General features: G+C 66.8%; 20 protein-coding genes and 1 pseudogene. 9 read left to right on the plus strand and 12 right to left on the minus strand.

All coding sequences use genetic code 11. The features are described 5' to 3' along the window. The first annotated feature begins 177 nt into the window (after positions 1-177). The 3 genes from otsB to otsA are packed head-to-tail and all read left to right on the plus strand — an operon-like array spanning position 178 to position 4,115. Positions 178-936: a trehalose-phosphatase gene (otsB, locus tag ABE522_RS15625; protein WP_346592489.1), complete on the plus strand. Its 759-nt coding sequence runs from the start codon at positions 178-180 to the stop codon at positions 934-936. Between the two features lie 36 nt (positions 937-972). After that, a complete protein-coding gene (locus tag ABE522_RS15630; protein ID WP_346592490.1) occupies positions 973-2,754 on the plus strand; it encodes a glycoside hydrolase family 15 protein in 1,782 nt (593 codons plus the stop codon). Continuing rightward, positions 2,751-4,115 carry an alpha,alpha-trehalose-phosphate synthase (UDP-forming) gene (gene otsA / locus ABE522_RS15635; RefSeq protein ID WP_346592491.1) on the plus strand — a complete coding sequence of 455 codons (1,365 nt, stop codon included), beginning with the start codon at positions 2,751-2,753 and terminating at the stop codon, positions 4,113-4,115. The genes ABE522_RS15630 and otsA overlap by 4 nt, the downstream gene beginning before the upstream one ends. Before the next feature lie 132 nt (positions 4,116-4,247). Here otsA and pgeF read toward each other — a convergent pair whose 3' ends face one another. Both pgeF and rluD read right to left on the minus strand, forming a co-directional pair. Continuing rightward, positions 4,248-5,015, minus strand: a complete 768-nt coding sequence (gene pgeF, locus ABE522_RS15640) for a peptidoglycan editing factor PgeF (RefSeq protein WP_346592492.1) — start codon at positions 5,013-5,015, stop codon at positions 4,248-4,250. After that, the gene (rluD, locus tag ABE522_RS15645; RefSeq protein ID WP_346592493.1) at positions 5,015-6,010 is read right to left on the minus strand and encodes a 23S rRNA pseudouridine(1911/1915/1917) synthase RluD; all 996 of its coding nucleotides are present in this window, start codon (positions 6,008-6,010) and stop codon (positions 5,015-5,017) included. Before rluD ends, pgeF begins: the two co-directional genes overlap by 1 nt. Before the next feature lie 114 nt (positions 6,011-6,124). Between rluD and ABE522_RS15650 the strand changes: the two genes are divergently transcribed. Next, the gene (locus ABE522_RS15650; protein ID WP_346592494.1) at positions 6,125-7,009 is read left to right on the plus strand and encodes an outer membrane protein assembly factor BamD; all 885 of its coding nucleotides are present in this window, start codon (positions 6,125-6,127) and stop codon (positions 7,007-7,009) included. A gap of 113 nt (positions 7,010-7,122) precedes the next feature. Here ABE522_RS15650 and ABE522_RS15655 read toward each other — a convergent pair whose 3' ends face one another. From ABE522_RS15655 to sucC, 6 genes are all read right to left on the minus strand, one after another. Beyond that, positions 7,123-8,025: a hypothetical protein gene (locus ABE522_RS15655; RefSeq protein ID WP_346592495.1), complete on the minus strand. Its 903-nt coding sequence runs from the start codon at positions 8,023-8,025 to the stop codon at positions 7,123-7,125. 47 nt (positions 8,026-8,072) lie between these two features. Next, entirely contained in the window at positions 8,073-8,933 is an 861-nt protein-coding gene (locus ABE522_RS15660; RefSeq protein WP_346592496.1) for a hypothetical protein, read from the minus strand. Between the two features lie 194 nt (positions 8,934-9,127). Further along, entirely contained in the window at positions 9,128-9,901 is a 774-nt protein-coding gene (locus tag ABE522_RS15665; RefSeq protein WP_346592497.1) for a hypothetical protein, read from the minus strand. 299 nt (positions 9,902-10,200) lie between these two features. Further along, on the minus strand, positions 10,201-11,835 hold the full coding sequence (locus ABE522_RS15670; protein WP_346592498.1) for an NAD+ synthase: 1,635 nt from the start codon (positions 11,833-11,835) through the stop codon (positions 10,201-10,203). A 150-nt stretch (positions 11,836-11,985) separates the two neighbouring features. Then, positions 11,986-12,861 carry a succinate--CoA ligase subunit alpha gene (gene sucD / locus ABE522_RS15675; protein ID WP_346592499.1) on the minus strand — a complete coding sequence of 292 codons (876 nt, stop codon included), beginning with the start codon at positions 12,859-12,861 and terminating at the stop codon, positions 11,986-11,988. A gap of 21 nt (positions 12,862-12,882) precedes the next feature. Next, the gene (sucC, locus tag ABE522_RS15680; RefSeq protein WP_057506903.1) at positions 12,883-14,052 is read right to left on the minus strand and encodes an ADP-forming succinate--CoA ligase subunit beta; all 1,170 of its coding nucleotides are present in this window, start codon (positions 14,050-14,052) and stop codon (positions 12,883-12,885) included. A 297-nt stretch (positions 14,053-14,349) separates the two neighbouring features. Here sucC and ABE522_RS15685 point away from each other — a divergent pair, with 297 nt between their 5' ends. Together ABE522_RS15685 and ABE522_RS15690 are read left to right on the plus strand one after the other, a co-directional pair. Beyond that, positions 14,350-15,966, plus strand: a complete 1,617-nt coding sequence (locus tag ABE522_RS15685; protein ID WP_346592500.1) for a sensor histidine kinase — start codon at positions 14,350-14,352, stop codon at positions 15,964-15,966. A 60-nt stretch (positions 15,967-16,026) separates the two neighbouring features. Next, positions 16,027-17,406: a sigma-54-dependent transcriptional regulator gene (locus ABE522_RS15690; protein WP_346592501.1), complete on the plus strand. Its 1,380-nt coding sequence runs from the start codon at positions 16,027-16,029 to the stop codon at positions 17,404-17,406. 55 nt (positions 17,407-17,461) lie between these two features. Here the strand turns inward: ABE522_RS15690 and ABE522_RS15695 are convergent. The 3 genes and pseudogenes from ABE522_RS15695 to ABE522_RS15705 form a co-directional block, all read right to left on the minus strand. Continuing rightward, a pseudogene (locus tag ABE522_RS15695) lies at positions 17,462-17,752 on the minus strand (cupin domain-containing protein); the annotation flags it as partial. After that, on the minus strand, positions 17,753-18,898 hold the full coding sequence (locus tag ABE522_RS15700; protein ID WP_080335115.1) for a PilT/PilU family type 4a pilus ATPase: 1,146 nt from the start codon (positions 18,896-18,898) through the stop codon (positions 17,753-17,755). It abuts the pseudogene before it with no gap. Between the two features lie 87 nt (positions 18,899-18,985). Further along, positions 18,986-20,023 (minus strand): type IV pilus twitching motility protein PilT, encoded by a 1,038-nt coding sequence (locus tag ABE522_RS15705; protein WP_042613426.1) that lies wholly within the window; start codon positions 20,021-20,023, stop codon positions 18,986-18,988. Between the two features lie 87 nt (positions 20,024-20,110). On the opposite strand from ABE522_RS15705, the gene ABE522_RS15710 reads away from it, so the two are divergent. The 3 genes from ABE522_RS15710 (at position 20,111) to ABE522_RS15720 (ending at position 22,384) form a co-directional block, all read left to right on the plus strand. Beyond that, a complete protein-coding gene (locus ABE522_RS15710) occupies positions 20,111-20,788 on the plus strand; it encodes a YggS family pyridoxal phosphate-dependent enzyme (protein ID WP_406846377.1) in 678 nt (225 codons plus the stop codon). Between the two features lie 17 nt (positions 20,789-20,805). After that, on the plus strand, positions 20,806-21,627 hold the full coding sequence (proC, locus tag ABE522_RS15715) for a pyrroline-5-carboxylate reductase (RefSeq protein ID WP_346592502.1): 822 nt from the start codon (positions 20,806-20,808) through the stop codon (positions 21,625-21,627). Between the two features lie 154 nt (positions 21,628-21,781). Continuing rightward, positions 21,782-22,384, plus strand: coding sequence for a short chain dehydrogenase (locus ABE522_RS15720; protein ID WP_346592503.1), 603 nt, complete (start codon positions 21,782-21,784; stop codon positions 22,382-22,384). Positions 22,385-22,421: 37 nt separating this feature from the next. On the opposite strand, the gene soxR is transcribed toward ABE522_RS15720, so the two are convergent. Beyond that, positions 22,422-22,856 carry a redox-sensitive transcriptional activator SoxR gene (gene soxR / locus ABE522_RS15725; RefSeq protein ID WP_346592504.1) on the minus strand — a complete coding sequence of 145 codons (435 nt, stop codon included), beginning with the start codon at positions 22,854-22,856 and terminating at the stop codon, positions 22,422-22,424. Positions 22,857-22,875 lie beyond the last annotated feature (19 nt).

Consider the following 22,875-nt stretch of genomic DNA (forward strand, 5'->3'; position numbering starts at 1 on the left):
CGGTTGGGGTTTGGGGGGGCCCCGGGGGGGGGGCCGGCCGGGGGGCCGCCCCGGCTCGGGGGGCGTCCCCCCCCCGGCCCCCCCCCCCCCGACTCACCCACCGACTCGCACACCGCCCCCCTGGGTCGCCACCTGCGATGACCCCATGCTCACGCCTGCGCTGGCATCGTGCCCGCCATGGCAAACGACTTCCCCTCACGTCCGCCGCCGCCGTTGCTGGACGATGCCTGTGCGTTGTTCCTTGACGTTGACGGCACCCTGATCGAGTTCGCCGACCGTCCCGATGCGGTCACCCTGCTGCCGCAGGTGCGCGAGGCCATCGGCCGCATCAGCGACCGGCTGGAAGGCGCCGTGGCGCTGGTCAGCGGTCGCCCGCTGGAGCAGCTCGACGCGCTGTTCGCGCCCCTGCACCTGCCTGCTTCCGGTCTGCATGGCCATCAGCTGCGTGATGCCGGCGGCACCCTGCACGACACGGTCGAAGACCAGGACACCACCGAGTGGCTGCATGCCGTGCATCAACAGGCCATGCGCTTCGCCCACGGACACCCCGGCGTACTGGTCGAAGACAAGGGTCCCAGCATGGCGTTGCACTGGCGCGGTGCACCGCATGCGGCTGCGGACGTGCGCGCCTTCGCTGACCGGCACGTCCGCGGCAACGCGCATTACCGCCTGCAGCCGGGTGATCACGTCGTCGAATTCGTCCCGGTCGGCAGTGACAAGGGACGCGCGGTCCGCCGGATGATGCAGTACCTGCCCTTCCGCGGTCGCCTGCCGGTGTTCATCGGCGATGACCTGACCGACGAACACGGCTTCGAGGCGGCCAATGGGCTGCACGGCTGGAGCGTGCTGGTCGGTGAACGCGAGCCCAGCGTGGCGGTCTTCCAGTTGTCGGACATACGCAGCGTGCACGCATGGTTGCGTGAGAATGCCTGGTAGGCCGGCCCCCACGGCCGCAGACGAGAAGCTTCGCCCATGTCCCAACCTGATCTGAACCTCGGTGTCGTCGGCAACGGTAGTTTCGGTGCGTTGATCGACCGCCAGGCACGCGTTGTCTGGAGCTGCCTGCCCACCTTCGACGGCGACCCGACCTTCTGTGCGCTGCTCAGCCCCAACCAGCAGGAAGGCGGCGATTTCGCCATCGAACTGGAAGACCTGGCCAGCACCGAGCAGGAATACCTCAACAACACCGCGATCCTGCGCACCGTGCTGCGCGACAGCCACGGCGGTGCGCTGGAGATCATCGATTTCGCGCCACGCTGGCGCCAGAATGACCGCTTCTACCGCCCGGTCAGCCTGATCCGCCAGGTGCGCCCGATCGCCGGCAGCCCGCGCATCCGCGTGCTGGCGCGTCCGCTGGCCGACTGGGGCGAGCGCGTGCCCGACTCCACCTGGGGCAGCAACCACGTGCGCTGGGTGCTGCCCGACCACGTGCTGCGGCTGACCACCGACGTGCCGATCCGCTTCGTGCGCGACGCCCTGCCCTTCGTGCTCAACCACCCGGTGCACCTGGTGCTGGGCGTGGACGAATCGCTCAACCGATCGTTGAGCGGCTACGTGCAGGAATCCTTCCAGCGCACGCGCGACTACTGGCGCGAATGGGTGCGTTACCTTTCCATTCCGCTGGAATGGCAGGAAGCGGTGATCCGCAGCGCGATAACCCTCAAACTGTGCCAGTACGAAGACAGCGGCGCGATCATCGCCGCGATGACCACCTCCATTCCCGAGGCGCCGGGCAGCATCCGCAACTGGGATTACCGCTACTGCTGGCTGCGTGACGCGGCCTTCGTGGTGCGCTCGCTCAACCGCCTCGGCGCCACCCGCACCATGGAGCAGTTCCTCGGCTACATCTTCAACCTGGCCACCGCCGACGGCACGCTGCAGCCGCTGTACGGCATCGGCTTCGAGGCCACCCTGGACGAACACGAGGTGCCTTCGTTGTCCGGCTACCGTGGCATGGGCCCGGTGCGTCGCGGCAACCTGGCCTGGGTGCAGCGCCAGCACGATGTGTACGGCAGCGTGGTGCTGGCTTCCACCCAGCTGTTCTTCGACCGCCGCCTGCAGGACCCCGGCGACGCGCACGCGTTCGCGCGGCTGGAACCGCTGGGCGAGCAGGCCTACCTGCTGCACGACGTCCCCGATGCTGGCCTGTGGGAGTTCCGCGGCCGCACCGAAGTGCACACCTACACCGCCGCGATGTGCTGGGCCGCCTGTGACCGCCTTTGCAAGATCGCCGTGCGCCTGAAGCTGGACGACCGCGCGTTCTACTGGCGCGAGCGCGCCGACACCATCCACCGGCGCATCATGAAGGAGTCGTGGAACGAGGAGCTTGGCCATTTCACCGATGCCTTCGGTGGGCACCGCCTGGATGCTTCGCTGCTGCTGCTGGCCGACATCGGGTTCATCGAACCCATGGATGCACGCTTCATCACCACGGTGGAGGCCATCGGCCGCGACCTCAAGCATGGCGACGCGCTGTACCGCTACGTCGCACCCGACGACTTCGGCGAACCGGAGACCAGCTTCACCATCTGCACCTTCTGGTACATCGATGCCCTGGCGGCGATCGGCCGCATGGAAGAAGCCCGCGCGATGTTCGAGGTGCTGCTGTCGCGGCGCAACCACCTGGGCCTGCTGTCGGAAGACCTTTCCTTCGAAAGCGGCGAGGCCTGGGGCAACTTCCCGCAGACCTATTCGCACGTCGGCCTGATCACCGCCGCGATGCGGCTTTCGCGTTCCTGGCAGGAGGCTTCATGAGTCGTCTGGTCGTCGTTTCCAACCGCGTCGCCATTCCCGGTGATACCCGTCCGGGAGGCTTGGCAGTCGGCCTGCTGGCCGCGCTGAAGGAGCGCGGCGGCCTGTGGTTCGGCTGGAGCGGCAAGTCGGTGAAGGACAACAGCGGTGCGCTGCATGAGCAGGTCGACGGCGATATCCGCTATGTCACCATGGACCTCAACAAGCGTGACGTGGACGGTTATTACAACGGCTTCGCCAACCGCACGTTGTGGCCGCTGCTGCACTTCCGCCTGGACCTGGTGGACTACGATCGCGGCACCCGCGAAACCTACCACCGGGTCAACGAGCTGTTCGCCAGCAAGCTGGCCCCGCTGCTGCGCGAAGACGACATCGTCTGGATCCACGACTACCACCTGATCCCGCTGGCGGCGATGCTGCGCGAACGCGGCATCGGCTGCCGGATCGGTTTCTTCCTGCACGTCCCGCTGCCCTCGGCCGATCTGCTGCAGGCCATGCCCGACCACCTGCGGCTGTTCTCTGCGTTGTATGCCTGCGATCTGGTCGGCTTCCAGACCCAGCGCGATGCGGACCGCTTCCAGACCTACCTGCGCTTGTTCGGCGGTGGCCGGGTGCTGGGTGATGGCAGGCTGGAGGCCCCGGACGGCCGCACTTTCCGCGCGGCTGCCTTCCCGATCGGCATCGACACCGAACGCATCGCCCAGCAGGCCAAGGCCGCGGCCAACAAGCCGGCGGTGAAGGATCTGCGCAACAGCCTGCGTGACCGCCAGTTGGCGATCGGCGTGGACCGGCTGGACTACTCCAAGGGACTGCCGGAGCGCTTCAAGGGCTTCGAGCGCTACCTGGAACGGCATGCCGACCAGCATGGCAGCCTGACCTATCTGCAGATCGCCCCGGTATCGCGCGGCGACGTCACCGAGTACCGCGACCTGCGCAGCCAGCTGGAGCAGATCGCCGGGCATATCAACGGCGGCCACGCGGCGCCGGACTGGACACCGCTGCGCTACGTCAACCAGAACTTCACCCACGCCACGCTGACCGGCTTCTACCGTGCCGCCGCCGTTGGCCTGGTGACACCGCTGCGCGATGGCATGAACCTGGTTGCCAAGGAATACGTGGCGTCGCAGGACCCGGACAACCCCGGCGTGCTGGTGCTGTCACTGCTGGCCGGTGCGGCCGACGAGATGAAGCAGGCGCTGCTGGTCAATCCGCACGACCTGGACGGCGTCGCCGATGCCATCGCCACGGCGGCCACGATGCCGCTCAAGCGCCGCCAGGAGCGTTGGAACGCGATGATGGACCACCTGCGCCGCCATGACATCAACCACTGGCGGCAGAGCTTCCTGCAGGCGCTGGAGGCCTGACATCCCGGTAGCGCCGACCCAGGGTCGGCGAGCGCAGCGGGCCGTTGGCGGATACATCCTGGTAGCGCCGACCCAGGGTCGGCGAGCGCAGCGGGCCGTTGGCGGATCCATCCCGCCGAGCACGGCTCGCCGCTACCCGATCCAGGCCAGGGTCGCCATGCGTCCGGTGCGGCGGTCGCGGCGGTGCGAGAACAGGTCCGGGTCGGCCATCGTCGAGTACGTGCCGCCATGGATGTCAGCAGCCTTCAGCCCCGCCGCCTGCAGGCGCATCCGCGCCAACGCGTACAGGTCCACCCGCCAGTGACCCGGACGCGTCGCCACGAAGGCGGCCGCAGCGGCAGGATCATGACCCACGAAGGCATGGTGGACCGCTTCGCCGATCTCGTAATCGGCCGGACCGGCCGCCGGCCCCAGCCACGCCATCAGCCCCGACGGCGGTGCCTGCATCGCCGCTACGGTCGCTTCCAGCATGCCATCGGCCAGCCCGCGCCAGCCGGCGTGCGCGGCACCCACCTCGCTGCCATCGCGCGCAGCCAGGACCACCGGCAGACAGTCCGCGGTCAGGATCGCCAGCACCACGCCGGGCACCGACGTCACCGCGGCATCGGCTACCGGTTCACAGGCCCCGACCACCGGCGCGGCGTCGAACCGCAGCACGGTGGTGCCGTGCACCTGGCGCAGCCAATGCGCCGCGGAAGGCAAGGCCAGGCCGGCCTGCAGCAGCGCGCGGTTGCGCTCCACGTGGGCCGGCTGGTCGCCATCGGCGGCATGCCGGTTGCCCAGGTTGAACTGGTCGAACGGCGGCAACGACACCCCCGCCCCATGGCGCCGCGTGGTCACGGCGCGCACCCCGGCCGGCGCTGGCCACTGCGGCATCAGCAGGGGCAGCGTGCCGTCCATCAGCGGCGGTCGCGGCCGCGTTCGCGCTCGGCGAACAGCTCGCTGTCTTCGCGCAGGGCTTTCAACAGCTGCAGCATGTCGGCCGGCGCCGGGGCGGTGTTGCGCACCATCTCGCCGGTGATCGGATGCACGAACTCCAGCGTTTCGGCATGCAGCGCCTGGCGCTTGAAGCCACGCAGCGCGGCCACCAGCTCATCGCTGGCGCCCTTCGGCAGCTTCAGCGCGCCGCCGTACAGCTGGTCCCCGACGATCGCGTGGCGCAGGTGCGCCATGTGTACGCGGATCTGGTGGGTACGGCCGGTTTCCAGCCGGCACTCAAGCGCCGTATGCGCACGGAAGCGCTCGCGCAGGCGGTAATGGGTGATCGCTTCCTTGCCGTCTTCGCGCACGCCCATCTTCAGGCGGTCGCGCGGATGGCGATCGATCGGCGCATCGGCAGTACCGCCGGCCACCAGCGCGCCGACCACCACGGCCAGGTACTGGCGATGCACCTGGCGTGCGGACAGCTGTTCCACCAGCGCGGTCTGTGCCTGGATGGTGCGTGCGATCACCATGACACCGCTGGTGTCCTTGTCCAGCCGGTGCACGATGCCCGCACGCGGCAATGCCGCCACCGACGGATCGCGGAACAGCAGGGCGTTGACCAGGGTGCCGCTGGAATTGCCAGCACCCGGATGCACCACCAGGCCCACCGGCTTGTTGATCACCAGCAGGTGTTCGTCTTCGAACAGGACGTCCAGCGGGATGTCCTCCGGCTCGGCATGGGTCTGGGTTTCCAGTACCGCATTGAGCGTGGCAACCTCGCCGCCGCGCACCGGGTCACGGCCGCGCACGGTCACCCCGTCCAGCAGCACGTCGCCGGATTTGATCCACTCCGTCAGCTTGGAACGGGAGTATTCGGGGAACAGTTCGGCCAGCACCGCGTCGAAACGACGGCCGGCGGCGGTATCGGGGACAACGGCCTGGCGGGCCTGTTCAGCAGCAGATTCGGACATGGCGGCAACTTTTGGAGACGAAATTGGGGGTCCCGGGGACAGGTTTCAGTCGCGGGACAGGACACTAGGCTATCATCGACCCTTCGTATTCCAGCCGCGTCCCGCCTTGACCTCATGATCCGACGCTCTTCCCCGCTCTTTGCGCCCGTCCGCCTGACCGCCCTGCTGCTGGTCCTGGTGATCGCCGCCACTGGTTGCAACCGTGGCACCAAGGGGGACAACCCCGATGAAGGCCAGCCGGTCGAGACGTTGTACCAGAAGGCCCACGGCCTGATGGAAGGCGGCAACTGGAGCGGCGCGGAAACCAGCTTCCGCCGCCTGGTGGCCCAGTATCCCTACGGCCCGTACACCGAACAGGCGATGATCGAAACCGCCTACGCCCAGTTCAAGGCCGGCAAGCACGACGATGCGGTGTCCAGCATCGACCGCTTCATCCGGACCTACCCGACCCATCGCAACGTGGCGTACCTGTACTACCTGCGCGGCCTGTCCAACAGCAACCGCGATACGGTTTTCCTGCGTCGCGTATGGTCACTGGACGCCAGCCGGCGTGACCTGTCCACGCCGCGCCAGGCCTATGCCGATTTCAACATCGTCATCGACCGCTACCCGAACAGCCGCTACGCCGAAGATGCGCGTCGCCGCATGACCGAGCTGCGTGACGTGTTCGCCCAGCACGAGCTGGACAATGCGCTGTACTACCTGCGCCGGGAAGCATGGCTGTCGGCTGCTGGCCGTGCCAACTACCTGCTGGAAACCTACCCGCAGAGTGCCTACCAGTACGATGCGGTGGCGGTGCTGGCCGAGGCCTACGCCCGCGCCGGCAATGAAACGCTGGCCGGTGACGCCCGCCGTGTGCTGGAGCTCAACGCCCCGGACCACCCGTGGCTGCAGAACGACTGGCCGAACTATCCGTGGATGATCCGCAAGCTCAACCCGTTCGCAGGCGAGAAGTCGGCCACCACCGGCATGCGCAATGCGACGATGAACCGCAAGTAATCAGCCTCACGCATTGCTGGAAAACTGAAAGCCCCGCAGTTCTGCTGCGGGGCTTTTTTCATGGCGACGGAGCTGTCGGCCGCGTTGCCGCCGTGCTCCCATTGGCGATGGGGTCAGCCGGTGGCCTGAGCGTCGGTATCCCGCGCGGGGATGCGGGCATTGATGCGCTCCAGCATCAGGCCGATGACATGCCGACGCTGGTGTGCAGTAATGGCCGATGCAGGATCAGACGGAAAATTCCTGCCCAGCCAGGTGTCCAGCTCGGCATCGAGATCATCCCGATAATGCTCCGGCCTGGCATTGATCGTCTCCTGGGCGATCGACTTCAACAGCGTGCCAAGTTGCAGCCCCGTCGCCTTGGCTGCCCAATCGAAACGATCCAGCGTGCGTGCCCCCACCACTTCGCCGCTGTCGCTGTCACGCAGTAGTTGCAGCACGTCGGCCACGGTCAGGGGCGATGTCTGTGCATCGATGTCCAGCCCGGTGCGGTCGACGAACTCGATCTCCAACCCCTGCATGGCTTCCTGATACTCGAACCTCCCCACGAACGCGGGATGGACGTCCCTGCGCAGCTGGTCCAGCGAGCGATAGATCGCCCTGGGCAGGGGACCGGGCTGGAGGGAAGCGGCCAGCGCTTGGCCGGCCCTTGGAATCTCATCCGTGGCTGTTCGCAGCAGCGCGTCGATGCACCAGGGATCGTCACCGTCGGCGCAGCTGGCGGCGGCCACCTTCATCAGGCACAGGGCGTTGCTGCGCTCCTCCGGCAGGCCGTGTGATGAGATGCCATGCCGGCAGTTCTCGTATCCAACCTCATCGAAGTAACCGGGTGGGGATTCCCGCATCTGTCGCTCGGCAGTGATCGGCGCCATCCAGTGCGCCCCTTGGTTGCAGATATCGGATATGGAAAAGTCCATCAATCGATACGTCGTGGCTGGCTGGCTGGCCCGCTGGGCGCCAGCCTGCTGCCACGCGGCCGCAACGCCAAGGCCGGCGACGAACATCTCGGCAAGTCTCATGTAATTGCTCCTGGGTTGGGCATGGCTGTAATGGAAAAGGGGGGAATTCAAAGCCCGATGCGTTCGGCGACCAGATCGACGACCTTTCCTTCGAAGGCCCTCCCTGCCGATGCGGACGCCTGGCCTTCGTGGATGCGGTGCTGCCCGACATGGAAGGCGCGCTCGTCCTTCACCCGGTCAGACTGGAAATACAGCGCCGCATTGGCGCGCCGCAGTTCCAGGGTGGTCGGTGGAACCTGCGCGCCATCGCTGCAGGCCTCCCGCAGTACCTGGTCCAGGTCCGAGCGGATGAACAATCCAGGTTGGCCCAGCGCATCGTTGTCCACGCGGGCGCGAAGATTGCAGTCCTCGATGATGCGGCCTGCGGCGTGTTCGATCCGATGCCGGACCGCAGGCAGCCCATTGGCGAGGCGGGCCGCATCCTCGAGGTTCTGCAGTACCGGCGTGGGCTTCACCATCGTCACCGAAGCATGCATGCCGCGCTCGACCAGGGCGATATACCGACCGGCTTCGGAGTCAAGGTCAGGCGCCTCACGCCCTACCTCGCGGAACTGATCCGGATCGAACGGGATCTCCATTGCACGATTGAACGCGATCTGTCCCATGCAGTGCGCCTCGGTAGCGGGCGGATCAATACCCGCGAGATGGCGCGCGCGCATGCACAGCGCTACCTCGGCGCCGATGTGGCGGGCTGTCTGCTGCCACTGATCACCAGCCGTCGAAGCGGGTACATCGGCAACACCCACCGGGCCGGGCAGGCCAGGATACCGGCTGCCGGACGGCCCCGCGCCGACCGAGCGCAGGCCGGCCAGCATCGCCACCATCAACGTGAGGGCCCTTCCCGGCTCACGACATGCCGCCTTCACGCACTGCAGCGCCAAGCACGCCGCCGCGTTGGATACCTGCATCAACCGGCCCGGCAGTGACCCGGTGTGGGGGGCCGGACAGCGCTTTCGCCCGGGGTCTGGGCTCGTGGCGTTGCTCATCGCCTGTACAGGCAGGGCGGGATTCAGATTCATGCACTGCACTCCTGCTGATCGGGGCTACCAAGATTGCCGCTATCACAGGTGGCTGCATGCAGATTTCGGTCAGCAAGCCGCCGCTACGAGGGAGGAGTCGCCGGGTATTTCCTGTTCAGGAATTTCGCCAGTTCGCGCAGCACGGTGGTTACCTGCTGATCGCCCAGGTCTGTACTCGGCGTGCCCACTCTCGGCAGATCCGGAAAGTGCTTGTCCAGGTACGCTTGGAACACGGTGCGACCCGCCCTGTCCATCAGATCCGGATCCAGTGCATACATGCGGTCGGCAGCACGCACGATACCGGCGTACAGCCGCTTTCCCTGCACGCCAACTACCTGCAGGGGATCTTCCACGCTGCCCTCCGCTTCCAGGATGTCGCGCAGGCCGGCAGCCGTATAGGCCGCGCTCGGCGATGCCAGTCCGTGCCCCATGGCGGCCGCCACGGCCTGCTCCAGCGCGACCATGGCACCTTGGTAATAGTCCGCTGCGCGCATCTCCCGCTTCAGGGCCTGGAACGCCTGCTCGAAGTCAGGCGCCTGCTTGCCAACGCTGGCGGGCTCCAGCAGATCGGGGATTGCCAGCGCGACGCTCCGGTAGAGCACGGTCCGGCAGGATGCGTCCAAGGCCCCACGGCACGCGTTGCCGGCGCTCAGGCCCAGACAGTGCGCGGCGATGTTCTCCGCAGGGCGCGCAGACGCCCCCAGGCTGCTGATGCACTCCTCCAGCACCAGCCGCTCGCCATCCGCGTACACGTGGACGGCATCCGGGGTGCTGACTCCGGCAATGGGGGCGTGTGGCCGTGCGCCGACAAGACCGCCCCCTGACACAGCAAGCAGCGCCGCGGCCAGGTTGCCCATGTTTCGGATCAGTCGTCCCGGCGCCACCCGGTCCAGGGCGTAGCCGACCTGTCGTGCCAGTGAGACCGCCGCATTGCCGATCGATCGCAACGACCCCAGGACCGCGTGGCGGCCATCGGCACGCGCGTCGGTGATCGGCCGGGGGCCGTGGCAGCCCGGCAAAGCTGCAACAAGTGGACAGATCATTTCCGGCCCTGCGTGCGTCGTGGGCCGGTCAGCCTAGCGGACGCGCCGCAGGAAGGAAGCGAGTTCGCCGGCATCGCTCCGGCGAAGCACGTTTTCTGCAAGGGCGCGACACCTTACCCCTGGTACCCGTTGCTGATCGGATAGCGGCGCTCGCGCCCGAACGCGCGCCGGGACACCTTCGGCCCCGGCGCGGCCTGGTGGCGCTTCCATTCGCTGATGCGCACCAGCCGCAGCACGCGATCCACCACCTCGGTAGCGTAACCGGCGGCGATGATTTCCTCGCGCGACTGTTCCTGGTCCACGAAGCGGTACAGGATGCCGTCCAGCACGTCGTAGGCAGGCAGCGAATCCTGGTCGGTCTGGTTCTCACGCAGTTCGGCAGACGGCGGGCGGCTGATCACCGCGGGCGGAATCACCGGTGCGCCGCCCACGGTATTGCGCCACTTCGCCAGCCCGAACACCTCGGTCTTGTACAGGTCCTTCAACGGCGCATAGCCGCCGCACATGTCCCCGTAGATGGTCGCGTAGCCCACCGCGTATTCGCTCTTGTTGCCGGTAGTCAGCAGCAGGCCGCCGAATTTGTTGGCCAGCGCCATCAGGATCACGCCGCGGCTGCGGCTCTGCAGGTTCTCTTCGGTGACGTCAGGCGTAGTACCTTCGAACATCGGCCCGAGCGCCTCCATGAGGCCCTTGAACGCCGGCTCGATGGAGATCTCCTCCAGCTTCACCCCGAGCGCCTCGCACTGTTCGCTGGCCAGGTCGTTGGACAGTCCGGCGGTGTAGCGTGAGGGCAGTCGCACGGCGGTCACGTTCTCCGCGCCCAGTGCATCCACGGCCATCGCCAGCACCAGCGCCGAATCGATGCCACCGGACAAGCCCAGCCAGACGTTCTGGAACCCGTTCTTGCGGCAGTAGTCCTGCAGGCCGCGGGTGACCGCGCGCCATGCCAGCGCGTCCATGCTCTCATCGCCGTCGTCCATCCACTGCAGCGGCAGGAAGCGCCGTGCTTCGCTCTCGTACTCGACCACCAGCCACTGTTCGGCGAAGGCTGCGGCGGCGGGGTGCACGGTGCCGTCGGCGTCGGCCACCACCGACGCGCCATCGAACACCAGCGCGTCCTGGCCACCGACCACGTTGAGGTAGGCGATGGCGGTCCCGCTTTCGCGCGTCCGCGCGGCCAGCACCGCATCGCGCTGCGCATGCTTGCCACGCTCATAGGGCGATGCATTGGGGACCACCACCAGCTGGGCGCCACTGCGCACGGTGTCGGCCAACGGCTCGGCGAACCACAGGTCCTCGCAGATCAGTACGCCCACCGGCACGCCGTTGACGTCGAACACGCAGCTCGGGCCGTCCGGGTCGATATCGAAGTAACGGCGCTCGTCGAACACCGCATAGTTGGGCAGCTCACGCTTGCGGTAGGTCTTTTCCACGATGCCATCACGCAGCACGCTGGCCGCGTTGTAGACCACCGCCCCGGCCGATTCGGGCCAGCCGACCACGGCGGTGATGCCGGTACAGGCCTTGGCGATGCGCTGCATTGCCTGTTCGCAATGCTGCAGGAAACCCGGGCGCAGCAGCAGGTCTTCCGGCGGATAGCCGCTGACGGCCAGTTCCGGGAACAGCACCAGGTCGGCGCCGTGGTCGTCGCGCGCCTGCTCGATCATGTCGATGATCCGGTCGGTATTGGCGGCGACTGCGCCGACCGGGAAATCAAACTGCGCCATCGCGATGCGGATCGAAGCCATTAGGGATTCCAGCCTGTGGTTGCCATGCCGCCATTGTAGCGCCGGCCCCAAACGCAGAAAGCCGCCCGGAGGCGGCTTTCTGTTTACTCCTGCAGCCGCCGAGCATGGCTCGGCGCTACAGAATCGTGCCGGCCGGGGCCGGCAGAGGCCTTACTTGACCAGCTTGGCGATGGCAGCGCCCAGGTCGCCCGGCGAACGGACGGTGACCACACCGGCCGCTTCCATGGCGGCGAACTTGCCTTCGGCAGTGCCCTTGCCGCCCGATGCGATCGCACCGGCGTGGCCCATGCGCTTGCCGGCCGGAGCCGATGCGCCGGCGATGAAGCCGACCACCGGCTTCTTCACGAACTGCTTGATGTACTCGGCACCGGCTTCTTCCGCGTCACCGCCGATCTCGCCGACCATGATGATGCCTTCGGTCTGCGGGTCTTCGTTGAACAGCTTCAGGCAGTCGACGAAGTTCAGGCCGTTGATCGGGTCACCACCGATGCCGATGCAGGTCGACTGGCCCAGGCCCACTTCCGTGGTCTGCTTGACCGCTTCATAGGTCAGGGTGCCCGAACGGGACACGATGCCGATCTTGCCCGGCTTGTGGATGTGGCCCGGCATGATGCCGATCTTGCACTCACCCGGGGTGATGACGCCCGGGCAGTTCGGCCCGATCAGCACGGTGTCCGCATGCGAGCGGGTCAGCACGTTCTTCACGCGCAGCATGTCCAGCACCGGGATGCCTTCGGTGATGCAGACGATGACCTTGATGCCGGCAGCAGCGGCTTCCAGGATCGCGTCAGCCGCGTACGGCGGCGGCACGTAGATGACCGAAGCGTTGGCGCCGGTGCTCTGCACGGCGTCGGCCACGGTATTGAAGACCGGCAGGTCGATATGGGTGGTGCCACCCTTGCCCGGGGTCACGCCGCCCACAACCTGGGTGCCGTACTCGATCATCTGAGTGGCGTGGAAGGTGCCCTGCTGGCCGGTGAAGCCCTGCACGATCACCTTGGTGTTCTTGTTGATCAAAACTGACATTGGATTTCCTTCGGTGTCGGATCAGGCGGCGTTCTTGACAGCTTCAACGACCTTCTTGGCGCCGTCGTTGATGTTGTCAGCCGGGATGATGGCCATGCCGCTGTCACGCAGCAGCTGCTTGCCTTCTTCCACGTTGGTGCCTTCCAGGCGCACCACGACCGGAACCTTGACGCCCACTTCCTTGACCGCGGCGATGATGCCTTCGGCGATCATGTCGCAGCGGACGATGCCGCCGAAGATGTTGACGAAGATGCCTTCGACCTTGTCCGAGGACAGGATCAGCTTGAACGCTTCGATGACGCGCTGCTTGTTGGCACCGCCGCCCACGTCCAGGAAGTTCGCCGGCTCGCCGCCGTTGAGCTTGATCACGTCCATGGTGGCCATGGCCAGGCCTGCGCCGTTGACCATGCAGCCGATGTTGCCGTCCATGGTGACGTAGTTGATGTCCAGCTCCGAAGCGGTCACTTCGGTTTCGTCTTCCTGGGTCTTGTCGCGCATCGCAACGAGAGCCTTCTGACGGAACGCGGCGTTGTCATCGCTGTCGAACTTGCCGTCCAGCGCGTACAGGTTGCCGTCGTCCAGGATCGCCAGCGGGTTGATTTCAACCAGCGCCAAGTCCTTTTCGTTGAACAGCTTGTACAGGTTCACCATGATGCTGGCGAACTGGCCGGCCTGCTTGGCGGTCAGGCCGAGCTTGAAGCCGAAATCACGGCCGTGGTAACCCTGCACGCCTTCAACGAAGTCGACGTTCAGCGAATGGATCAGCTCCGGGGTTTCGGCAGCAACCTGCTCGATTTCCACGCCGCCTTCCGAAGAAGCGATGTAGGTGATGGTCTTGGTGCCGCGGTCGACGAGGACCGACAGGTACAGTTCCTTGACGATCTCGCCGGCGGTGGTCACCAGCACCAGGTTGACCGGCAGCTCGACGCCAGCGGTCTGGTAGGTGGCCATCTTGGTGCCGAGCATCTTGGCCGCAGCGGCCTTCACATCGTCGGTGGTCTTGCAGAACTTGACGCCGCCTGCCTTGCCGCGACCGCCAGCATGGATCTGTGCCTTGACCATCCAGGGGCCTTGGCCCAGCGAGGTCGCTGCTGCGACTGCTTCGTCCGGGGTAGCCGCGACCTTGCCGGCCGGGACGGGAATGCCGTACTCGGCAAGCAGCTGTTTTGACTGGTATTCGTGGAAATTCATGCGTCACCGTGGGAATAGGAACGACCGCACGCATCTCCTCCAAGGCTCCCTCACGGGCACCGGCACGGACCGCGGCGGGCCCGCTATTGTGGCCGACCCCGGCGCGTGGCGCAAAGACAGCGGGATGACACGCCGCGCGGTGCCGGTTTTTTCTGATTTTTCAATTGTTTGTGACTCCCCACCTGGATCGGCCGGCACGCCTGCCGGGGCGGTGGCGCGCAGCCAGCCCGCGGCAGGCGACCGGCCGGCCCCCCATCCATGCCTATACTGCACGCAAGCCAGAAGGGGAGTTTTGGCGTGGCACCGACCACATCACTGATCGACCGCATCGAGTCCATTCCTCGACGCGAACTGTATTTCTTTGCCCTGTACCGGCTGCTGATCGCCACCGCGATCGCCGGGCTGATGTTCAGCCCGATGGCCGACCTGCTGGGGCAGGCGGACCACCCCGAACTGGCCGCTTACGTGTCCGGCGGCTACTGGCTGTTCTCGGTGCTGATGCTGCTGCTGGGGCGCAGCGAGCGCTGGCTGCGGCAGTTCGTGCTGGTCGGCGTCAGCCTGGACATCGTCGCCGCTTCGCTGCTGGCCCATGCCCTGCCGGGGGCCAGCGCCGGCATCTCGATGTCACTGCTGTTCAACATCGCCGCCGCCGCGACCATGCTGCCGTTCCCGATGGCGCTGGGGCTGGCGCTGGGGGCCAGCGTCGCCACCGTCGCCGAGTACCTGTGGAAGCTGCTGGAAGGCGGCGCCCCCACCCGTACGCTGGCCGAGCTGGCGATGTTCACCACCAGCTACCTGGCGCTGGCATTCATCAGCTCGCAGGTCGCCAAGCGCGCCCGCCACAGCCAGCAGCTGGCCAACCAGCGCGGCGACGAAGTAGCCAACCTGTACCAGATCAATGAACTGATCATCCGCCGGATGCGTACCGGGGTGATGGTGGTGGACGGGCAGAATCGCATCACGCTGGTCAACGAAGCCGCTTCGGCGCTGCTCGGCGACCACGAAGGCGGCACTGGCGATGAGCGGCCGGGCCTGACCCGCACGGCGCCTGAACTGGCGCGCCGGCTGCACCGCTGGCGCACCGGCGGGACCCAGGAAGAAACGCCGCTGATGCTGTCCCCGGACCAGCCTGAAGTGCAGCCGCGATTCGCCCGCCTGCTGGCCGGCAGTGACCTCACCCTGGTGTTCCTGGACGACTCCAGCGTGGTGTCCAAGCGGGCCGAATCGCTGACGCTGTCCACGCTTGGCCGTTTCTCGGCCAGCCTGGCACACGAAATCCGCAATCCGCTCGCGGCGATCAATTACGCAGTGCAGCTGCTGGAAGAAGAAGACGGCAACTTCAGTGACAGCGACCGGCGGCTGCTGCAGATCATCCACCAGCAGTGCCAGCGCACCAATGGCATCGTGGAAAGCGTGCTGGGCCTTGCCCGCCGTGAGCGCGCCAACCCCGAGAACGTAGACCTGGTCGCCCTGGTCCGCCGCTTCGTACTGGAGTACAAGCAGGGCCTGTCGCTGGAAACGGACAGCGTGGAATCGATCATCTCCGAAACCTCGGTGGCGGTGATGGTCGACCCGCGCCACCTGCACCAGGTGCTCACCGCGCTGGTGCACAACGCCCTGAAATATGGCCGCATCGGCGAGCAGCCTGCGCGCGTACGCATCCGCGTGGGACGCCTGCAGGGCAGCCCGGTGGTCGACGTGATGGATCGGGGCCCCGGCATCCCCGATGCGGTGTCCGCGCAGCTGTTCAACCCCTTCTTCACCACGTCCGAACATGGCACTGGGCTGGGCCTGTACATCGCCCGCGAACTGTGCCGCGCCAACCAGGCACGCCTGGAGTACGTCCCGGTGCCCGCGGGCGGCGCCTGTTTCCGGCTCATCCTGCCGGCTCCGCATACCTTGTCGTCGGGATGACGGCCTGCACCGTGCGTCAAACATTTGTCGGCATCGCCCCCCTCCGCTATCTTCTCAACCATGAACGAAACCCGTAGCGCACTGGTCGTCGATGACGAGCGCGACATCCGCGAACTGCTGGTGCTGACCCTGGGCCGGATGGGCCTGCGCATCAACACCGCCGCCAATCTCGCCGAAGCACGTGAGCTGCTGGCCAGCAATCCGTACGATCTCTGCATCACCGACATGCGGCTGCCCGATGGCAACGGCATCGAACTGGTCACCGAGATCGCCCAGAACTATCCGCGCACGCCGGTAGCGATGATCACCGCCTTCGGCAGCATGGACCTGGCCGTGGAAGCGCTGAAGGCCGGCGCGTTCGATTTCGTCAGCAAGCCGGTGGACATCGCGGTGCTGCGCGGACTGGTCAAGCACGCGCTGGAACTCAACAACACCGAGCGTCCTGCCGTCGCCGCCCCGGCCGAACAGCAGGGCCGCCTGCTCGGCGGATCACCGGCGATGGATGCGCTGCGCGCCACGCTGGGCAAGGTCGCACGCAGCCAGGCGCCGGTCTACATCCTGGGCGAATCCGGGGTGGGCAAGGAACTGGTGGCGCGCACCATCCACGAGCAGGGCGCACGCGCGGCCGGCCCGTTCATCCCGGTCAACTGCGGCGCGATTCCGTCGGAACTGATGGAAAGCGAATTCTTCGGCCACAAGAAAGGCAGCTTCACCGGCGCCCACGCCGACAAGCCCGGCCTGTTCCAGGCAGCGCACGGCGGCACCCTGTTCCTGGACGAGGTGGCCGAACTTCCGCTGCAGATGCAGGTCAAGCTGCTGCGTGCGATCCAGGAAAAATCGGTGCGGCCGGTGGGTGCATCAGCGGAAATCGCCGTGGACGTGCGCATCCTGTCGGCGACCCACAAGGACCTGTCCACGCTGGTGGATGAAGGGCGCTTCCGGCACGACCTGTACTACCGCATCAACGTGATCGAACTGCGTGTTCCGCCGCTGCGCGAGCGTCATCAGGACCTGCCCGAACTGGCCGCTGCGATCCTTGCCCGGCTGGCCCGCACCCACGGCTGCCCGGTGCCCCTGCTGGCGCCGTCGGCGCTGGAAGCGCTCAGCGTATACGGCTTCCCGGGCAACGTGCGCGAACTGGAAAACATCCTCGAGCGCGCACTGGCGCTGGCCGAGGGAGACACCATCGGCGCGGTCGACCTGCGCCTGCCGCAACCGAATGGCCGCTCCGTTGGCAGCACTGCCGCGCCGCCGGCGGAAGCGGTGGTCGACCTGCCGGCGGGCAATGCCGCCCTGCCGTCCTACATCGAACAGATGGAGCGCACCGCGATCCAGCGCGCGCTGGAAGAGAACCGCTGGAACAAGACCCGCACCGCCGCGCAGCTGGGCATCACCTTCCGCGCGCTGCGCTACAAGCTGAAGAAACTCGGGATGGAATGAGGGCAGTGACGACCGCTGGTCGTCAGCATTGCACGATGACGGCCAGCGGCCGTCACTACCGTTCTTCGTACTGCGCGTCGGTGACCTGTTCCAGCCAGGTCACCGGGCTGCCATCCACCGCCTCGGCGATGGCGATGTGGCTCATCGCCACGTCCGCCTTCGCGCCGTGCCAGTGCTTCACGCCGGGCGGAATCCACACGATATCGCCGGTCCGCAAGACCTGCCGCGGCTTGTCCCACTCCTGCACCCAACCGGTGCCGGCATGCTCGGCGAGCGCGGGAACCCGCGCTGCGCGCGTGCGCGGACCGAGGTCCGCACCTACAGGTCCGCATCCACCCGTCCGGGCTCAGCGGACTTCGGAGATCTCCACGCCGTCCAGGCCCTGCGCCAGCGTGCGTGCGTCGCCGCCCTGGCTCAGCTTGATCTTCAGGCGCACTTCGTTCTGCGAATCCGCATAGCGCAGCGCATCCTCATAGCTGATCTCGCCCGCCTGGTACAGCTCGAACAGGCTCTGGTCGAAGGTCTTCATGCCCAGCTGGGTGGACTCCTTCATGACTTCCTTCAGCTTGTGGATTTCACCTTCGCGGATGTAATCCTGCACCAGCGGAGTACCCAGCATGATCTCCATCGCCACCTTGCGCGAACGGCCATCGGGCGAAGGAATCAGCTGCTGCGCGACCACGCCCTTGATGTTCAGCGACAGATCCATCAGCAGCTGGTTGCGGCGGTCTTCCGGGAAGAAGTTGATGATGCGGTCCATCGCCTGGTTGGCGTTGTTCGCATGCAGCGTGCACAGCACCAGGTGGCCGGTTTCGGCGAAGGCGATGGCATGGTCCATGCCTTCGCGGGTACGCACCTCGCCGATCATGATCACGTCCGGAGCCTGGCGCAGGGTGTTCTTCAGCGCCGCTTCCCAGCTGTCGGTATCGATGCCGACTTCACGCTGGGTGATGATGCAGCCCTCGTGGCGGTGCACGAACTCGATCGGATCTTCGATGGTGATGATGTGCCCGGTCGAATTGTGGTTGCGGTAGCCGATCATCGCCGCAAGCGAAGTCGACTTGCCGGTGCCGGTAGCGCCGACGAACAGGATGATGCCGCGCTTGGTCATCGCCAGCGTCTTGATGATCGGCGGCAGCGCCAGCTCATCCACGGTGGGGATGCGCGTTTCGATCCGGCGCAGCACCATGCCGACCTGGTTGCGCTGGTAGAAGCAGCTGACACGGAAGCGACCGACACCGGACAGGCCGATGGCGAAGTTGCATTCGTGGGTCTTTTCGAATTCCTCGCGCTGCGCCGGCGTCATCACGTTCAGCACCAGGTCGCGGCTCTGCTGCGGCGTCAGCGGGGTCTGGGTGATCGGCGAAATCTTGCCGTTGACCTTGATCGCCGGCGGCATGCCCGCGGTGATGAACAGGTCCGAGGCGCGCTGGTGCGCCATCAGCTTGAGGAAGGAAGTGAAATCGATGGTGTTGGTGGCGGCACTGTTCACGGCAGACTCCAGGAAACGGGACGGGGGCTCGGCACGGCGGCCCGCGGTGCGCGCCGAGCCGACGCGCGCCGCCCGCCGTCGCCTGCCTTACTCGAACAGGCGCTTGTCCTTGGCGTACTCCTTGGCCTGGTTGCGCGTGATCAGGCTGCGCTTGACCAGGTCCTGCAGGTGCTGGTCCAGGGTCATCATGCCGTGCTGCTGGCCGGTCTGGATGGCCGAATACATCTGCGCCACCTTGTCCTCGCGGATCAGGTTGCGGATGGCCGGGGTGCCGACCATGATTTCCCAGGCTGCGGTACGACCGCCACCCACTTTCTTCAACAGGGCCTGCGAGATCACCGCGCGCAGCGACTCGGACAGCATCGAGCGCACCATCGGCTTTTCGCCGGCCGGGAACACGTCGATGATGCGGTCGATGGTCTTGGCCGCCGAACTGGTGTGCAGCGTGCCGAACACCAGGTGGCCGGTTTCCGCCGCGGTCAGCGCCAGGCGGATGGTTTCCAGGTCGCGGAGTTCGCCGACCAGGATGATGTCCGGATCTTCACGCAGGGCCGAACGCAGCGCTTCATTGAAGCCGTGCGTGTCACGGTGCACTTCGCGCTGGTTGATCAGGCACTTCTGCGAGGTGTGCACGAACTCGATCGGGTCCTCGACGGTGAGGATGTGCCCGTACTCGTTCTTGTTGATGTAATCGATCATCGCCGCCAGCGTGGTCGACTTGCCGGAACCGGTCGGGCCGGTCACCAGGATCAGGCCCTGCGGCTGCTGGATCACCTCGCGGAACAGCGGCGGGCAGGCCAGGTCCTCCAGCGTCAGCACTTCGGACGGAATGGTACGGAACACCGCACCGGCGCCACGGTTCTGGTTGAAGGCGTTGACACGGAAGCGCGCGAGCGAGGGGATCTCGAACGAGAAATCGACCTCGAGGAACTCTTCGTAATCGCGACGCTGCTTGTCCGACATGATGTCGTAGACAAGCGCATGCACCTGCTTGTGGTCCAGCGCCGGGATGTTGATGCGGCGGACGTCACCATCCACGCGGATCATCGGCGGCAGGCCTGCGGACAGGTGCAGGTCGGATGCTTTGTTTTTTACGGAAAACGCCAACAGCTCGGCGATATCCATGAGCGGCTACTCCCCAATAACGGCTTCGACTGGAAGGATCTTTCCCCGGGCGTCAGTATAGCGTCCTGTCAGACCGGAACGCGTCACGTGCAAAGTCCCCTGCCCGGAATACTGAGCAACCTGCAGAACGCGGCGCAGGCCGCCGGGCGGCCAGTGCCCGCCCTGCTGGCCGTGTCAAAGACCCAGCCGGCGTCGGCGATCGCCGCGTTGGCCGCCGAAGGCCAGCGCGCCTTCGGCGAGAATTACGTACAGGAGGCCCTGGCCAAGATCGAGGCGCTGCAAGGCCTTGGGCTGGAATGGCACCTGATCGGCCACCTGCAGTCGAACAAGGCTGAGCCGGTCGCACGCCATTTCCACTGGGTGCAGAGCGTGGACCGGAGCAAGCTGGTGGCCGCCCTGGCGCGCCATCGGCCGGCCGATCTGCCGCCCTTGAACGTGCTGATCCAGGTCAACATCGACGACGAAAGCAGCAAGCATGGCTGCCAGCCCGCGCAGGTCGATACGCTGGCCGCCGCCATCGCCGCCGAACCCACCCTGCAGCTCCGTGGGCTGATGGCCATTCCGGCGCCGTGGCCCGATCCTGCACGACGGCACGCCGCCTTCGCCCGCATGCACGCGCTGCAGCAGGAACTGCACAGCCGGTATCCGCGGGCCGATACGCTGTCGATGGGCATGAGCAGCGACTACGCCGAGGCGATCGCCGCCGGTGCCACCCTGGTCCGCATCGGCACCGCGCTGTTCGGCGCGCGCGTCCGTCCAGCTTGAACTCAAGGAGCATCCGCATGACCGGTTCTTCCATCGCCTTCATCGGCGGCGGCAACATGGCCCGCAGCCTGATCGCCGGACTCGTCCGCCAGGGCATCCCGGCCGCCGACATCCATGTCGCCGAGCCGGTGGACGCCCTTCGCGATGCGCTCGCTGCTGACTTCGGGGTCACCACGTACGCCACCGCGGGTGAGGCCGCTGCCCAGGCCCGCGCCTGGGTACTGGCGGTGAAGCCGCAGGTGCTGCGTGATGTGTGTGGCGCACTGCAGCCGTTGGCAGCAGATCGGCGACCGCTGCTGGTCTCCATCGCCGCCGGCATCACCAGCGCCCAGCTCGACCGCTGGCTGGGCGGCAACATTGCCGTCGTGCGTGCGATGCCCAACACCCCTGCCCTGCTGGGTGCGGGAGTCACGGGGCTGTTCGCCACCACCCAGGTCAGCGCCGATCAGCGCGCGCAGGCCGACCGGGTGCTGTCCAGCGCAGGCCGCACCGTATGGGTGGACGATGAAGCGCTGATGGATTCGGTCACTGCCGTGTCCGGCAGCGGCCCAGCCTACGTATTCCTGCTGGCCGAGGCGATGGAAGCGGCCGGGATTGCTCAGGGATTGCCACCCGAGGCGGCGCGCACGCTGGTGCAGCAGACCCTGCTGGGGGCCTCACGGATGCTGGATGAAGCCGGCGAAGCACCGGCCGAGCTGCGCCGCCGGGTGACCTCGCCGGGCGGCACCACGCAGGCGGCGATCGAAACCTTCCAGGCTGGCGGTTTCGAGGCCCTGGTCGCGAAGGCACTGGCCGCCGCCCAGGCACGTGGCCGCGAACTGTCCGCCGCCAACGATTGAACCCCCGACAGTAGTGACGGCCGCTGGCCGTCATGCCGCGCTGCGCGCTCGCCGAGCGTGGCTCGGCGCTACCGGTCCGGCCCCGCTCGCTTACGCCACTTACCGAAACCTCAAGCGGGTAGCAGACTGGGCGTGTCCCCAACGGAGAAGCAGCATGAAGATCCTGATCGTCGGCGCGTCCGGCACCCTCGGCCAAGCCGTCGCCACCCACCTGGGACAACAGCATGAAATCCTGACGGCGGGTCGCCACAGTGGGCAGCACCAGGTCGACCTCACCGACGACCGCAGCGTGCAGGCACTTTTCGACGCCACCGGCCCGCTGGACGCGGTCATCGCCACCACCGGCCAGGTCCACTTCGGCCCTTTGCAGGACATGACCGCGGCACAGTTCGACAGCGGCCTGCAGGACAAGCTGCTCGGCCAGGTGCGGCTGGCACTGGCCGCCCAGCACCAGCTGCGCGCGGGCGGCTCCATCACCCTCACCAGCGGCATCATCAGCGCCCAGCCGATCCGCGACGGCAGCAACGCCACCGCGGTCAACGCCGGGCTGGAAGGCTTCGTGCGCGCTGCAGCGTTCGAACTGGCCGCGCGCGGGCTGCGCATCAACATCGTCAGCCCGACCGTGCTGGAAGAATCGGCCGCCGCCTATGCGCCGTATTTCCCCGGCTTTGAACCGGCGCCGGCGCGCCGCGTCGCACTGGCGTACCAGCGCGCGGTGGAAGGCATCCAGAGCGGGCAGACACTCACCGTCTGGTGAGGCAAGCGGCGCCGACCGGGGGCGGTACGACGCCGCGCTATTCCCAGCGCTGCGGGCCGTCGCCCTGCTCACCCAGCATGTCATCCGGGTTGGCCAGCCGGCAGCGTTTCAACGACAGGCAACCGCAGCCGATGCAGCCAGTGAGCTGGTCACGCAGGAACTGCAGCAGATGGATGCGTTCATCCAGCTCGCCGCGCCAGCGCGCCGACATGCGCGCCCATTCGGCCTTGGTCGGCGTGCGCCCCTCGGGCAATTCGGCCAACGCTGCGCCCACCGCTTCCAGCGGCATGCCAACGCGCTGTGCCACGCGGATCACCGCCAGCCGCCGCAGCACCTCGCGCGGGAAGCGGCGCTGGTTGCCGGCGTTGCGCAGGCTGCGGATCAGTCCCTTGCGCTCGTAGAAATGCAGCGCGGACACCGCCACGCCGCTGCGCTTGGCCACCTCGCCTACACTAAGCTCCCGCGTTGCCATCACTTGACCTCAACCTTGG

The organism is Stenotrophomonas lacuserhaii (assembly GCF_039674585.1).
In the GTDB taxonomy this organism is placed as follows: domain Bacteria; phylum Pseudomonadota; class Gammaproteobacteria; order Xanthomonadales; family Xanthomonadaceae; genus Stenotrophomonas; species Stenotrophomonas pennii_A.